This window comes from Succinimonas amylolytica DSM 2873, from assembly GCF_000378405.1.
Taxonomy (GTDB): domain Bacteria; phylum Pseudomonadota; class Gammaproteobacteria; order Enterobacterales; family Succinivibrionaceae; genus Succinimonas; species Succinimonas amylolytica.
Window position 1 is genome coordinate 256,111 of the sequence record NZ_KB899636.1, and the last position, 15,044, is coordinate 271,154.

The following is a 15,044-nucleotide window of genomic DNA, read 5'->3' on the forward strand; positions in this document are numbered from 1 at the left end:
AGAATAGGAATACCGTCAAAAACCTTTGCAAAATATGGAAAAAAACTCTGCGGCTTCCAAAAAACGGCCAGTTAAGCAGTCAGAACATGAACCCCTGAAATGCTCAGCACTGAGAAAGAAGATTATTCTTAAAACGTTTCCAGTCAAAGGACAGTCCTGGATCAGTCTTACGATCCGGGGCAATATTCTGATGTCCGGTAATACGTTCCGGGGTAATATCAGGATAGGTTCGCATCAAAGCCAAAGTCAGGAATTTGAGACTCCGGTACTGAAAATCAGTATAGGGAACGATATCCGTACCCTCTAGTTCAATACCCACCGCGAAGTCATTACAGGAGCCACGACCGTCAAAACAGGATTTTCCGGCATGCCAGGCCCTGTCGAGACAGGAAACAAACTGAACAGTTTCACCGGTTCTGGCAATAAAAAAGTGAGAGCTTACTTCCAGGTCTCTGATAGTTTCAAAATAGGGATCCTCCGCTACAGGAAGACAGCCGGTAAAGAAACGTTCCACATACCCGCCTCCGAATTGTCCGGGAGGCAACGAAATATTGTGAATTACCAGAAGGCTGATTTCTCCCTCAGGCCTTCGGTTAAAGTGCTGACTTCTGATTATTTTTGCTCCCTGCATCCAGCCGTCTGTAATTAACGGAACGGCATTCAGAGATAAATTACCTGAATTGTTCATAAAGCAAAAAAACAGGGGAGCAGCGCCCCCCTCCCTGAATTAAATTAGCATTTGCTCCGCTCAGGCAAACACCACTCCGTAAGGTCTTTCGGTTTCGCGGATAAAACGTCCCTTTTCGGCCGCCTGAACACCGTCATCCACGGTGATAATTCTGTAGGCAGCTGCATCTGCCAGAAGAGCCCTTAGGAGCATGTTATTCAGATGATGTCCTGTCTTGTAGGCCCTGAACTCACCCTGAATGCTTCTGACATTCATATACAGATCCCCGATGGCATCAAGCATTTTATGCTTCACAAACTCGTCAGGATAACGCAAACCTTCAGGATTCATCACCTTATAATCATCCAAAACTACAGCATTATCCAGACTTCCGCCCAGCGCGAGATTATGAGCATGCATAAACTCCACATCCTTCATAAAACAGAAGGTACGGGCACGACTCACATCCCTGAAAAACTTCTCGCCGGTAAAATCCATGGTGTAATGCTGCAACGCCCGATCCATAGCCGGATGATTAAAATCTATCTCCAGATCCAGTTTAAAACCGCTCTTTGCGGGCCTGAGCTCCGCCCATTTGTCATCCAGCTCAACTCTTACGGTTTTAAGAATCTTCAAAAACTGTTTCGGTTCGTCGAGTACCCGGATTCCGGCATTCTCAAGAAGATAGATAAACGGCTGTGCAGAACCATCCATAACTGGAAGCTCGGGAGCATTCACATCCACGTAAAGATTATCAATACCCATGGACGAAAGCGCAGCCGACAGATGCTCAATGGTTGATACTCTGTCACCGGCATCATTTACCAGTGCCGTGCAAAGTTCAGTATCTCTTACCATGTCAGCCGAAGCCCGGAACACCACGTTAGGCTCAATATCCACCCTGGTGTAGACAATGCCTGTATTGGCCGGAGCCGGTCTGAATCTCACGCTTACCTTGCGGCCGGAGTGAAGACCAATACCGGAAGCGCTTACGGCTTTATTGATAGTACGCTGTCTTATTATCATAGTATTTTCCAATGCACCTTATATTCATAAGCTGTGAACATTATAGCATACTAAGTGTGACAAATGATCCACTCAGATGTTCAATAATTAAATAAAATTTCACACATTCTCGATTATTGGTAAAAAAATATGAAAATTTTCACATTTTTTCATCAGCATATTTTCATAAATATAACAAAGTTAAGAAAAAAACGAGAGCTCTGTCAGCGATCATCTTTGTAATGGCGGGAAAACCCTTGCTATATAAGACATCGAGCAGCATTAGAGATCTCCGTATTCAAATGTTATCTGTGGTTCTTCTGCCGTAATTTAGCTCAGCGTTTTCAGAATTGCTGACACGATCATGATTTATCATGTCTGGGAAAATGATTTCAAAATATCCAGGATCAAAAAACGTCATCTCACATACCTGACTCACGGCAAAAATATAAATAATGATGAACTTCCGGATAATCTTCCCGACATAAAAAAGGCAGACTCCCCCAAGAAGTCCGCCCTGTTAATGATTCTGATATCAGGATAGTATTCAGTCGTTCTTAGCTCGTTTTCTTAAAAACTCCGGCAAAGCGAAATCATCTTCGAATTCACTTTGCTTAACGCTCGGAGCAGATTCAGGATCACTGTTCTTTTCATCGCTGGGTTTAATCGAGAAGAATCCGCCCTCAGAATCATCAGCATCACCGAATATGGATTCACCTTCACTGACAGGCTCCTCCCGCGGCAACGGTCTGGGCTTTGGATCACCAGTGATTCCAGTAAGAACCACAGTTACTCCTACTTCGTCCTTCTTCTTATTCTCGTCAATAACTACACCATACTTGGTGTTGGCATCCTCTCCCCGGGCAAAGCGGCTTACCTTGTCACCAAGCTCGCCGTACATAGCCATGGAGAATTCCTTGGAAACGGTAATATTGACCAGAACTCCCTTGACGGAGCAGTTGGAAATATCCTCCAGAAGAGGATTCTTGATAGCATCCTGGATAGCATCCTCCACTGCGGTCTTGCCGGAGCCGCTACCCATGCCGATAACTGCGGTTCCGGACATGGTAAGAACTGTGCGGATATCATTGAAATCAAGATTAACGTAGCCAGCACGCTCTATCAGATCCGATATGCCGGTTACAGCCTGTTTCAGTACCTTGTTACATTCAGCAAAGGCTCCGATAAGGGTAATATCCTTTGGAAGATACTTAAGAAGCTTGTCGTTAGGAATTACTATGAGCGCATCAACCTCTTCCTTCAGTTTCTTAATACCCTCAACCGCTTTCTGCATCTGCTTGGGACCTTCAAAAGAATAGGGCTTTGTGACAATAGCCACGGTAAGAGCGCCCAGCTCCTTCTTGACAATCTGGGCGATCACCGGAGACGCACCGGTTCCGGTTCCGCCGCCCATACCGGCAGTAATGAAGGCAATATCCACCGGTCCGATCTGCTGCTTCAGATCCTCACGGCTTTCCTCGGCAGCTGCCTTGCCAACCTCAGGCTTGGAACCGGAACCCAGACCTCTGGTGGTATTTACACCAATCTGAATTCTCTTCTCGGAAAGGTTCTGATTTAGAGCCTGCAAATCCGTATTTACAGCAATGAACTCAACATTTTTGACTTTTTCCTCTATCATGTACTGAATGGTGTTGTTACCGCCGCCACCAATACCGATAACCTTTATGTTTACCTTGCCGTTATCGGCGGGGAGACCGGCTCCCATCCCCTGTGCCGCGTCTTCGGCGACATTAATAATTTCGCTCATTGCTTTTTCTCCTACTGCCGGTTACCCGGTGCCCCGTATGCCTGACAGACATTCTGCCTGTCCCTGCTTGAAATTAAAAAAATTTAACAGAATTCCTGATCCAATTCAGTGATAAGTATAACGCTATTTGTATTTTTTGCTATCCTGGGTACACACCGCACAGCAATACCCAGCAATTACAGCACCGATCACCCTAAAAGCCCCGTAGTTATCATTTTTCGGAATGGATGACTACATAGACTTGTTAAACCAGTCCCACATTTTTGAAATGTATCTGGCCACTCCTTTTTTCGGAGCCTGTTCCAAAGTTTTTTCCATATCGTTACTGAGTTTCAGAAGACCAATCAGCACCGCATCAGATACCGGATTCATCTTTTCCGGATTTTTTGCAAGATCGGCACATGTCAGGGTTCCCTCATGATCCGCCAGAGGAACATCAGTCTCCCGGAATCCCCCTTTTCTTACCGAACGGATAATGCTGATACCGCTGCTTTCAAGATATTTCCGAAAACACTTTTCAATGCCACGGATACAGGATCCCCCGCCGGACAGCACTACTCCGGATCCCAGCTCACACTCAGGATCAACCCCCTTCATGGACATCAGCACATTCTGAAAAATATTGTGATAGCGGGCCTCGATAGTTTCCGCAAGTGCCCTGGGCTGCAGAATTACATCGTCTCCAAGGCCATCCCGGGAAACTGTAATTTCCTCCCGAGCATCCGCCAGATCGGGATCCGCAAGGCCACAGCGCAGTTTTAGCTGTTCCGCCTTACGCTCGGAAATACCGTTCAGAACCGCAATATCCCTGGTAACCATTCCGGATCCGAATTTGCAAAAGTTGGTAAAGATAAGATTGCCCCGATCGTAAATGGTAATATCCGCCGTACTGCCCCCGATATCTATCACACAGACACCAATATCCTTTTCAGGACCTATCAGAAGTCCCCGGGCAGTAGCATAACCGCTAGACATAAAATCCGGGGCATATTTGCTTCTTATAGAGGTCAGAGCATAACGGATATTGTCCATAAAATCTGTTTTAGCATAAAAAGCATGAAGAAATACTTTAAGCTGGCCACCCGTCATACCCCTGGGATCCACCACGCTTTCATTGGAATCAACCTGATACTGATTTTCCACATACCCCACCAGCTCATAGCCGTCGATGCTAACCGAGGCGGCATTCTGTCGGGCTTCCGCCATCTTAAGAGTGGTTACTCGCTGGTGATGCAGGGGAGTGGTACCGTCAACATTTTTAGATTTTGTGAAATATCCCGGTACCGATACCATAATCCGGGGATTGTCAAAATCAATGTCCGGATACTTCTGAATGAAGCCTCGGATCTGGGTATCCACAGCAGAATAAGCCTGTGAAATATCGTCACGCAACTTGTCCAGACTCGATATCCCGGAGCCGCCCATGCCACTGGACACCACCGTTTTAAAACCAATCACCCTAATATCGTTGTCATCCGATACAATAGCACCAGCCACCCGGATAAAAGAAGTTCCCACATCCACCGCAACCACATAGTCAATAATCTTTTCTGCGGCTTTACCAGCTTTTTCCGTCATTTTTTCTCCTCGTCCTCCCGAGTTTCTTCGCGCCATTTTACCGCGGCTCCGGTTTCATATCTCAAATCCACATACTCTGCCTTGTCCATCAGGCCCGGAATGCGGCTGTTAAGCTCAGCGAAGGTTCTAAGCCGCGGCAGTAGGGCATCCTCAGATTCCCTATCTCCCTCGCGCTCCTCACGTCCGGACGCAAAGGTATCCAGATCCCGGCCCAGAAATAGGACAAGTCCCGAAGTAAGCCGAATTTCCCACATAAAATCAGGGGTAAGCTCCACACTCCAGATTTCGGCATTGGTACGCTTGCGCAGGAATTCGCTGAAGGAAAGATAGCGATAAAATATTTTTTCCGCCAGCTCCTCACGTCCATAAAGATGCACCAAAGGTTCCCGAAACTCAGAAAGATCCGGATGGATAACCTTCCAGTCCCCGGTGAGAATACCCTTGTTGAAATAAGCGGCAGGACGATACTCAGTCAGGTAGACATAAAGGATATCAGGCAGTCTTTTTCTTACAGTGACTGTACGGGCCCACGGCATTTTTAAAAGATAATGCCTTACCCGTGACAGATCCATGGTCAAAAGATTAAGATTATCGTAATTGCTCAGAAAATAATCAGCAACCATTTTCTCGGAAAGATAGTGCAAATGTCCCTCTACCTGCAGCTTCCTGACCTGAATGGCATCAACATCAGTCATGGATTCGTACAGCATTCTTCCCAAAAGCACATCGGCCGACACTACCAGAACCAAGAACAGAATCCCGAGAATCACCTCTCCCCGGGTTCGGCCTCCGGTTTCGGAAGTTTCTGCTCTGACCCGATACCCCGCCACTGTCAATGCTCCTTCATTCTGGCAATATCCAATTTCATATCACTGAGGACATGGGCCAGTTTTCCGACATTTCCGGCCCCCTGGGTAAGAACGATATCCCCATCTCTTACGATATCAGCCAGAATTCCCGGAACAAGCTCCGGACTGGATGCGAAATAAGGCTCAACCTGTCCCCGCAGTCTGATAGAACGGCAGAGGGAACGTCCGTCAGCACCTACCACCGGTTTTTCTCCGGCCGGGTAGACATCCATCAGAATCAGCTCGTCTACCAGCCCCAGCACCTCAACAAAATCCTCAAAACAGTCTCTGGTGCGGGTATAGCGGTGAGGCTGGAAAATCATTACAAGACGGCGATCCGGCCACCCCGCACGCACCGCACCGATGGTAGCCCGGACCTCATTGGGATGATGACCGTAGTCATCCACCAGAAGCGCCCGGCCTCGGCCGGTTTCAAACTCCCCGTACTGTTCAAAGCGTCTGCCAACTCCCTGGAAATTTCCCAGGGCTGAGAGAATTGCTTCGTCAGGAATATCATCCTCAGTGGCCACCCCAATGGCTGCTGCTGCATTAAGAGCCATATGAATCCCCGGAACAGTAAGCTTTACTCTGAGAGGCTCCCGTCCCTTTCTGTGGACCGTGAACTCGGAACTGGCCTTTTCCTGAACAAAATCCGTAACCCGGACATCAGCATCCTCCCGGGTACCGTAGGTAATCACCGTACGGCCAATACGGGGAAGGATTTCCCGGATATCGGCATTATCAGTACAAACCACAGCCACCCCATAAAACGGCAGATTATGCAGAAATTCCACAAAGGTGTCCTTGAGCCGGTCATAATCTCCGCCATAGGTATCCATATGATCATGATCCAGATTGGTAACCACCGAAATCATGGGCTGAAGATGCAGAAAAGAAGCATCCGATTCATCAGCCTCGGCAATGAGATAACGGCTTTTACCAAGTCTGGCATTTACTCCGGCACTGTTCAGAAGTCCTCCGATAACAAATGTCGGATCCCTCCCGGCCTCAGCATATATGGAAGAAATAAGACTGGTAGTGGTGGTTTTTCCATGAGTACCGGCCACGGCAATGCCAAATCTGAAACGCATAAGCTCGCCCAGCATTTCGGCTCTTCTGACAATCGGAATGTGAAGTCTTACCGCCTCCTGCCATTCCGGATTATCTCTGCTGATGGCGCTGGAGATCACGATAACACTGGCTCCGTGCACCTGTTCAGAACGATGACCGATATACACCTGAATTCCCAGATCTCTGAGATGCGCAGTGTTCCGGGACTCTGCAATATCAGATCCCGAAACCTCATACCCTTCATTCCTGAGCACCTCGGCAATGCCGTTCATGCCAGCTCCGCCAATACCCACGAAATGAATTCTCCTGACCTTGTGCATTACCGGCACGGCGGTATACATGTCGCTCTTGTCATGAATCATCTGGAATTCTCCCTGGTAGCTAAAGATCTGCAGATTGCTGCAATTTTTTCAGCGGAATCAAGTCTGGTCCGGGACTGTGCCTTTTCGCTGATATCCGCCAGCTTTTCGCGGTGACTTTCAAAATCACGGAAATACCGGGAAAGACTTTCCGCAGTAAGCTCCGTCTGCGGCATGGTAATCCCGGCACCGTTATCGGAAAAACATCTGGCATTTTTAGTCTGATGGTCATCAACAGCCGTGGGCAGGGGAACAAACACAGCCGGCATGCCACAGGCTCCGATTTCCGCAGAAGTAAGGGCGCCGGCCCGACATACTATGAGATGATTGGCGCGATAAGCTCCTGCCATGTCGTTTATAAAATCAGAAACCTCACACACCCCGTCCGGAACTCCCAGAGATGAATACAGCTTCCGGACTTCCTCAGAATTACCCTTTCCCGTCTGATGAAACACCTTAATCCTGACACCGGAATCCAGAGCCATTTTAACAGCTCCCGGAACCCTTTCATTGAGAGCCTGGGCTCCCAGACTACCGCCAACCACAAGAACCCGCAGTTCTGAACCGGAAAAGTCCTTCGGAAGCTCATCATGCAGAGCGGCAATGACCTTACGCACAGGATTTCCCACAAATTCAGCTTTACTGCTTTTAATAGCCTCCGGAAAACCCAAAAGGATTCTATTGGCGATATGGGAAAGAAGCCGGTTGGTCAGTCCCGGAGCGGCATTCTGCTCATGCAGAACTAGAGGTATCCCCAGAAGCCTGGCCGCCAGACCGCCAGGGCCGGAGGCATAGCCTCCCATTCCGAGAACCACATCCGGACGGTATTTTCTTAAGAGACTTATAGCTTCTGCCACTGCTCTTATGATCATAAAAGGCGCCATCAGCTTACGGGCCAGACCATTTCTCCGAATTCCCTGCACCTTGATAAATTCTATGGGGTAGCCATGACGGGGCACCAGATCCGCTTCCATGCGCTCCCGTGTCCCCAGCCAGAGAACATCCCAAGGTTCATCGCCGGAGGTTAGCTCATCGGCAACCGCCAGTCCTGGAAATACATGGCCGCCGGTACCGCCTGCCATTATTAAAATCTTCTTCATATTGTTCATTTTCCTGCAAAAGATGCGTCCTTTGCCGTATCCGGTTCCGGAACGTCTACCACCACGGTTCCGGACCCCGGACCGTTCGCCCCAGCTTCTCCGGAAACCGGGGATTTCCTCCGCCCCGCCCCTCCGCCGTGCCGGGAAAGCGACTTCCGGATACCCTTTTCCGTACGAATTTCCAGTTCCTGAAGTCTGAAATACTGTTTTCTTCTTTCATAGCTGATCCGCAACACCACTGCCATAGCCATCAGCATACAGATAAGACTGGAGCCGCCATAGCTGATAAGAGGAAGCGTCAGTCCTTTTGTCGGCAGAAGACCTGAGGAAACTCCGACATTTATGAATGTCTGTCCAGTAAACCAGAGACCAACCCCAAAAGCAATGAAGCCCTGTATGTAGTTTGGCATTTTTTTGCTGCGCATGCATGTAAAGCCCAGCATGCAGCATTTGGCAACCAGAAGAAACTCCAGAATAACCACCAGTGCAACACCAACAAATCCGGCATCCTCTCCCCAGATTGCCATAATGAAGTCAGTATGGGGTTCTGGTATATAATTCATCTTGATAACGCTGTTGCCAAGTCCCTGTCCTTCAGCCCCGCCGCGTCCGTAAGCCATAAGCCCCATAGTGAGCTGATAACCGCCGTTTTCGGCATCCTTCCAAGGATCCAGATAACTCATTATCCGCGCCACCCGATAGGAATTGAGGACAACTGCCGGCAGCAGACAAAGACCAGCCAGAAAACTTGACACAATCACCACCGCCAGGCCGCCGCCAGCTATAAACAGCATTCCGAAAGTTATTCCCAGAAGCACAACTATGGAACCAAAATCGCGCTGTAGATAGAGCAACACAGCAAAGGGGATAAAAAACAGAAACGGATAGATAAAAACCCGTATCTTGTTTATGGCTTCATGATGTCTCTGAATATATCCGGCAACAAAAATAATCCACACCAGCTTTACCAGCTCGGAGGGCTGAAAATTGAACACTCCAAGACTGATCCAACGGCTGGCACCCTTCACCGAAACTCCGCATATCAGAGGAAGCGCGCAAAGTAGCAGAGCTGAGACGGGAAGATAAAAACGGCCAAATCCCAGCCAGAACTTTGTCGGAATCTGCATTACTCCCAAGGCACAGATAAATCCCAGTGCCATGAATATAAACTGCTTTCCGATAAAATAGTAAGAATCATGCATCTTCACCTCGCCGACATAAATCGACGCGCCGTAGATCATGACGAGACACAGAGCCAGCAGCAGGAAAACAATTACCAGAAGCGCTCTGTCATAAAGAGGCCCCCGGGGATCGTACTCTTCGCTTTCTCTGCCGAAAAACGCCTCCAGAAACCTCATGCAAGGTTCTCCACCATAGCGGCAAACTTATCTCCCCGATCCTCAAAGCCCTTAAACTGATCAAAACTGGCACATGCCGGAGCCAGAAGCACCACATCTCCCGGACGAACAATACCGTCAGCATACTCAACCGCTTCAGCCATGGTTTCAAAAAGTGCAGTTTCTGGCCCGAGCTCCCTGAGCATTCCGCCATCCCTGCCGAAGCAGAGCATAAGAGAAACTTCATGTCCCAGGAGATTCTTAATAGGAGTAAAATCCTGCCCCTTGCCAAGACCTCCCGCCAGCAGAATAATACGCCCCTTGAGCCCGGATTTTAGTCCGGCTACCGCCGCGAGAGTTGAACCCACATTGGTAGCCTTGGAATCATTGTACCACCTCACACCGTTCCTCTCCCTGACCAGCCGGCATCTGTGCGGCAGTCCGGAAAAAGATGATAGCACCCTGTTCTGAGCCTCCCGGGAGACACCCAGAGCATCGGCCAAAGCCATGGCGGCTAGAGCATTCATTTGATTGTGCCTGCCGTAAATCTTAAGTCCGGAAACCGGAAATACCGGAGTTCCGGCAACGGACAGCCACTCTTCATTATCTTTAAGTGTTATGCCATAGGAGTCTCCGCTACCGCCAAAGGAAGCGAAATAATGCCCGTTCGGAGGGATCGTGGCAACATCCTCACGATTAACTATTATCCTGTCGGCATGGGCAAAAATTCGCTGCTTAGCACGGAGATACAGCTCCATTTTTCCATCGTAGCGATCCAGATGATCCTCACTGAGATTAAGAATCGTAGCTCCGACCAGCCTAAGTGATGACGTGGTTTCCAGCTCGAAGCTTGACAGCTCAAGCACGTAACAGTCCCGGTCCTCCGCCAGCACATCCAGTGCCGGAATGCCAATATTGCCGCCCAGTCCGCAGTTAAGACCAGCGGCCTCCGCCATCAGAGAAACCAGAGTTACCACCGTGCTTTTGCCGTTGGAACCGGTAACACCGACCACAGGAGCCTGACAATATCGTGCAAAAAGCTCAATATCACCGATAATGCTCACCCCCTGTGAGGCGGCCTCCTGAAGAGCAGGAAGGCTCAAAGCCAGGCCCGGGCCAACTACAAGCTCGTCATAGGTCCCTAAGAGTTCTCCGGAAAGCTCCCCTTTCACAAGACGGCAGCTTTCCGGAAGATTTTCCTCTCCAGCAGGATGCTCCCGGGTATCATAAACATCAGGAACAATACCATTCCGGATTAGAAAATTTACCGTGGAAAGACCGCTTTTTCCAAGACCGATTACCGCAGTTTTTACTGTCATACTATTCCTCGTGAACTAACGAAGCTTAAGGGTAATAAGACCGAGAATCACCAGCATCAGAGTTATAATCCAGAATCTGACAATAACCCGGGGTTCCGGCCAGCCGCCTTTTTCAAAATGGTGATGAATCGGAGCCATTCTGAAAATGCGTTTTCCATGTCTGAGCTTATAGGAGCCTACCTGGAGAATGACGCTGATTGCCTCGAGCACGAATATACCACCCATGATGGCCAGCAGGAACTCCTCTCTGATAACTACCGCAATGACGCCAAGAATCGCCCCTAGCGCAAGAGATCCCACGTCGCCCATGAACATCTGGGCAGGATAGGTATTGAACCAGAGAAAACCCAGGCCGGCACCCACTAGCGTCGTGCAGATAATAACCACCTCCGATACTCCCGGAAGATAGGGAATATAAAGATAGTCCGCGTAATTGACATTGCTGGTGAGCCAGGTAACTATTCCAAGACCAGTAGCCACCATTACCACGCACACGATAGCCAGACCGTCCAGACCGTCGGTAAGGTTGACAGCATTGGAGGATCCCGCAATTACAAAATACGCAAAGGGAATAAAGAGAAGCCCTAGGTCAAAAGACCATTCCTTAAAGAAAGGGAAAACAATGGTGGTTTCATTCGGCGTTTTGGCAACGCAATAGAGAGTAACCGCAATTACCAGTGCCGCCAGGGACTGCCACATATACTTCCATCTGGCAATAAGTCCGTCCGGACTTTTTCTGATCACTTTAAGATAGTCGTCTGCAAAGCCAATGGCGGCATGACTCACCAACCCGAAAAGCACTATCCATACAGCCCAGTTATCCAGACGGCACCATAAAAGAGCAGTTACCAGAATAACGGCATTTATCATTATACCTCCCATAGTGGGAGTTCCTTTTTTGGACAGATGAGACTCCGGTCCGTCGTTTCGAACCACCTGACCGAAATGCAATATCTGCAGCTTTCTAATCATCCAGGGGCCGATAACCAAAGACAGCACCAGGGCGGTAATCATGGAAAACACCGCCCTGAATGACAGGTAATCTACCACTCTGAAGAAAGACAGATACTGGCTCAGCCAGTCAGAAATAAGCACCAGCATTTTAGAATTTACTCTCCTTTTTCAAGTCAGAAGGGATCGCCTATCCCTTCATGCTGCGTATCAAATCTGCCACATCGCCCATTTTCATGGCATGCGAACCCTTGGCGGCAATGGTAAGATCCGGAACTCTGTTCACCAACTCCCTCACTGCATCCAACAATTCCTCCCGGGATTCGAAAACTCTGCCGCCAAATGACCGGGCACTAAGTGCAGCCAAATCTCCGATACTCCAGAATTCATCGACACGCCCCCGGGCATATACACCAATTCTGGCATGAAGCTCAGGAGCATCCTGTCCAAGCTCGCCCATATCCCCGAACACAAATACCCGATACCCCGGAAGAAGGGACAGAGTATCAAGAGAGGCCTGCACTGCATTAAAGGAGGCATTATAGGAATCATCAATCAGAGTCAGGGTTCCTAGCTTTTCCACAAAAAGTCTTCCCGGAACCGGCCTCTGAGCTTCGAGTCCTTCGATAATATCCGGGACGCCAGCCCCTGCCAGACCGGAAAGAGCAGCGGCAGCCAGCGCATTTGCAACATTGTGTCTTCCCGGGAGCGCCAGCCTGACATCTCCTTCACCCTGGGGAGTAATCAGTCTGAAGGCAAAGGTACCGTTATCCTGAGATCTGATAGCGACGGCACGAACATCCGCATGATCATTCTCCGTACCAAACCCCATAAGGTCTTTACCGGCATAATCGCTTTTCCAGCGGTCATAAAATTCACTGTCGGCATTCACCACACCTTTCCCGGAATCCCGGGAAAACACGTAATCCAGAATTTCGCTCTTGGCACGGTAAACTCCGTCAAAGCCTCCAAAACCTTCAAGATGAGCGCCTCCCACGTTATTTATAAGAGCTGCCTCAGGTTCTGCGAACTCCACAGTCCAGGCAATATCCCCCGGATGAGAAGCTCCCAGCTCAATAACAGCATAGTCCGTATCGGAATTGATAGTAAGAAGTGTCAGAGGAACGCCTACAGAATTATTGAAGTTCCCTTTAGTGGCAATGGTGTTTCCCATTCGCGAAAGAATTGCTGCCGTCATTTCCTTCACCGTGGTCTTGCCGCAGGTACCGGTAACCGCCACCACTCTGGCATGGCTCTTTCTGCGGTTCAGCTGTCCCAGAAGCCCCAGCCCGCGCAGCGTGTCCGGCACCACGATCTGTGGAGCCTCCACAGGAAGCTCATGATCCGCTAAAAGCGCAACTGCCCCCTTGGAACAAACTTCTTTCGCAAAGTCATGTCCATCAAAATTCTCTCCCCTGAGACACACAAAAAGCATCCCTCGGACATCCCGGCGGGAATCAGTTTCCACTCCGGATATTGTAATTCTTCCGGCCTGATCTTCTGCATTAAAAAGCTTTCCGCCAACGTGCGCGGCAATTTCCGCCAGTGTCATTTCAATCATTTAGACATTCCTTCCAAAATTTTTGCAGCAGTTTCCCGATCGCTGTAATGATGCTTTACCGTACCAATAATCTGATAATCCTCATGGCCCTTGCCTGCTACCAGAACAGCGTCCTCCGGTTCTGCGACGGCAAAAGCCTCCCGGATTGCACTTTCCCGATCCGTGATGATTTTATATCCGGCGTCTGCCGGAACCCCTGCCACCATCATTCTCAGGATCTCCAGATGATCCTCCGTGCGCGGGTTGTCATCGGTGAAAAACACTCTATCGGAATTCAGACAGGCAATTTTTCCCATAATGGGACGCTTACCCTGATCCCGATCTCCGCCACAGCCACAAACAGTGATTATCCGTTTAAAACCATGTGCCCTAAGCCCGGAAATGGCCTTTTCCAATCCATCAGGCGTATGAGCATAATCCACCACCAGAACAGGCTTGCCAGGTTTTCTGAAACACTCCATACGGCCCCGTACCGGACGAAGACAGCCGACAGTGCGCTCAAGGTCAGCCATGACAAAACCTCTTGCCAGCATAACCCCCAGCGCACAAAGCAGATTTTCAGCATTAAACAATCCGATAAGCGGCACCGAAAGCACAGCCCGTCCGTAGCTGCCATTTACCCAGACAGTAATTCCCTCCGGATGACAGGAAATCTCCTCGGCATAAATCATTCTGCCGCGATATCCCGGCACTGGTTCTGTGCAAAACGCCAAAGCTCCAGGAAGGCGGCTCAGAAACTCTTTGCCTGCAGGGTCTCCGTAATTAATCACTGCGTGTGATTCGGGAATCATTTTGAAAAGCTGGAATTTAGCCTCACGGTAGTTATCCATGGTTTTATGAAAATCCAGATGATCTCGCGAAAGATTGGTAAATCCGCCATAGCTGAAGTAAAGATTGCGCACTCTTCCCTGTGCAAGACCGTGGGAAGAAACTTCCATAGAGACAGCACGGGCTCCTTCCAGCGTCATTTCCCGAAGAGTTCTTTCCAAATCAAGTGGACGAAGTGTGGTATTAGGACTCGGCGTGAGATCCGGATAGAAACCGGTACCGAGAGTTCCCATTACCCCTGTTTTTACATTCAGAGACTGCGACCATTCCGCAATCATATGGGTAACAGTGCTTTTGCCGTTAGTGCCGGTAATGCCGATGAGGCTCAAATCTTTCGAGGGCTGGCTGTAGACACGTGAAGCGATATCTGCTTCACAGATGTCAAGATTTCTTACGGGGATAAGAGGAATGCCACACGGCTCCGCCGAAAAACCGTCTCCGGACTCGTAAACAACAGCAGCCGCACCGCGTCTTTCCGCATCGGGGATCAGGGTACGGGCATCAAAATGCAAACCTTTAAAGGCCACAAACAGATTTCCCCGGGAAATCTTTCTGTTATCGGAAACCGCTCCGGTTATATCCAAAGATGGAACCGGACAACCGTCCGACAGTCCGGCAAGTATATCTTTCAAATCAGCCATTATCATCACTC

General features: G+C 49.2%; 12 protein-coding genes. All 12 read right to left on the reverse strand.

Going from position 1 to position 15,044, the window contains the following annotated elements; all coding sequences use genetic code 11:
* Positions 1-103: 103 nt before the first annotated feature.
* On the reverse strand, positions 104-688 hold the full coding sequence (ampD, locus tag F557_RS0101175; protein ID WP_019000441.1) for a 1,6-anhydro-N-acetylmuramyl-L-alanine amidase AmpD: 585 nt from the start codon (positions 686-688) through the stop codon (positions 104-106).
* A gap of 60 nt (positions 689-748) precedes the next feature.
* Positions 749-1,690: a UDP-3-O-acyl-N-acetylglucosamine deacetylase gene (gene lpxC / locus F557_RS0101180; RefSeq protein ID WP_026297672.1), complete on the reverse strand. Its 942-nt coding sequence runs from the start codon at positions 1,688-1,690 to the stop codon at positions 749-751.
* Positions 1,691-2,219: 529 nt separating this feature from the next.
* The gene (ftsZ, locus tag F557_RS0101195; RefSeq protein WP_019000445.1) at positions 2,220-3,440 is read right to left on the reverse strand and encodes a cell division protein FtsZ; all 1,221 of its coding nucleotides are present in this window, start codon (positions 3,438-3,440) and stop codon (positions 2,220-2,222) included.
* Positions 3,441-3,671: 231 nt separating this feature from the next.
* Entirely contained in the window at positions 3,672-5,018 is a 1,347-nt protein-coding gene (ftsA, locus tag F557_RS0101200; RefSeq protein WP_019000446.1) for a cell division protein FtsA, read from the reverse strand.
* Entirely contained in the window at positions 5,015-5,848 is an 834-nt protein-coding gene (locus F557_RS0101205; RefSeq protein WP_019000447.1) for a cell division protein FtsQ/DivIB, read from the reverse strand. Before F557_RS0101205 ends, ftsA begins: the two co-directional genes overlap by 4 nt.
* A 2-nt stretch (positions 5,849-5,850) precedes the next feature.
* A complete protein-coding gene (gene murC / locus F557_RS0101210) occupies positions 5,851-7,299 on the reverse strand; it encodes a UDP-N-acetylmuramate--L-alanine ligase (protein ID WP_019000448.1) in 1,449 nt (482 codons plus the stop codon).
* Positions 7,296-8,405 (reverse strand): undecaprenyldiphospho-muramoylpentapeptide beta-N-acetylglucosaminyltransferase, encoded by a 1,110-nt coding sequence (murG, locus tag F557_RS0101215; protein WP_019000449.1) that lies wholly within the window; start codon positions 8,403-8,405, stop codon positions 7,296-7,298. The genes murC and murG overlap by 4 nt, the downstream gene beginning before the upstream one ends.
* Positions 8,402-9,754: a putative lipid II flippase FtsW gene (ftsW, locus tag F557_RS18335; protein WP_019000450.1), complete on the reverse strand. Its 1,353-nt coding sequence runs from the start codon at positions 9,752-9,754 to the stop codon at positions 8,402-8,404. The genes murG and ftsW overlap by 4 nt, the downstream gene beginning before the upstream one ends.
* Positions 9,751-11,052 (reverse strand): UDP-N-acetylmuramoyl-L-alanine--D-glutamate ligase, encoded by a 1,302-nt coding sequence (murD, locus tag F557_RS0101225; RefSeq protein WP_019000451.1) that lies wholly within the window; start codon positions 11,050-11,052, stop codon positions 9,751-9,753. The genes ftsW and murD overlap by 4 nt, the downstream gene beginning before the upstream one ends.
* Positions 11,053-11,067: 15 nt before the next feature.
* Positions 11,068-12,153: a phospho-N-acetylmuramoyl-pentapeptide-transferase gene (gene mraY, locus F557_RS0101230; protein WP_019000452.1), complete on the reverse strand. Its 1,086-nt coding sequence runs from the start codon at positions 12,151-12,153 to the stop codon at positions 11,068-11,070.
* Positions 12,154-12,193: 40 nt separating this feature from the next.
* A complete protein-coding gene (locus F557_RS0101235; RefSeq protein WP_019000453.1) occupies positions 12,194-13,564 on the reverse strand; it encodes a UDP-N-acetylmuramoyl-tripeptide--D-alanyl-D-alanine ligase in 1,371 nt (456 codons plus the stop codon).
* The gene (locus F557_RS0101240; RefSeq protein WP_169335146.1) at positions 13,561-15,033 is read right to left on the reverse strand and encodes a UDP-N-acetylmuramoyl-L-alanyl-D-glutamate--2,6-diaminopimelate ligase; all 1,473 of its coding nucleotides are present in this window, start codon (positions 15,031-15,033) and stop codon (positions 13,561-13,563) included. Before F557_RS0101240 ends, F557_RS0101235 begins: the two co-directional genes overlap by 4 nt.
* Positions 15,034-15,044 lie beyond the last annotated feature (11 nt).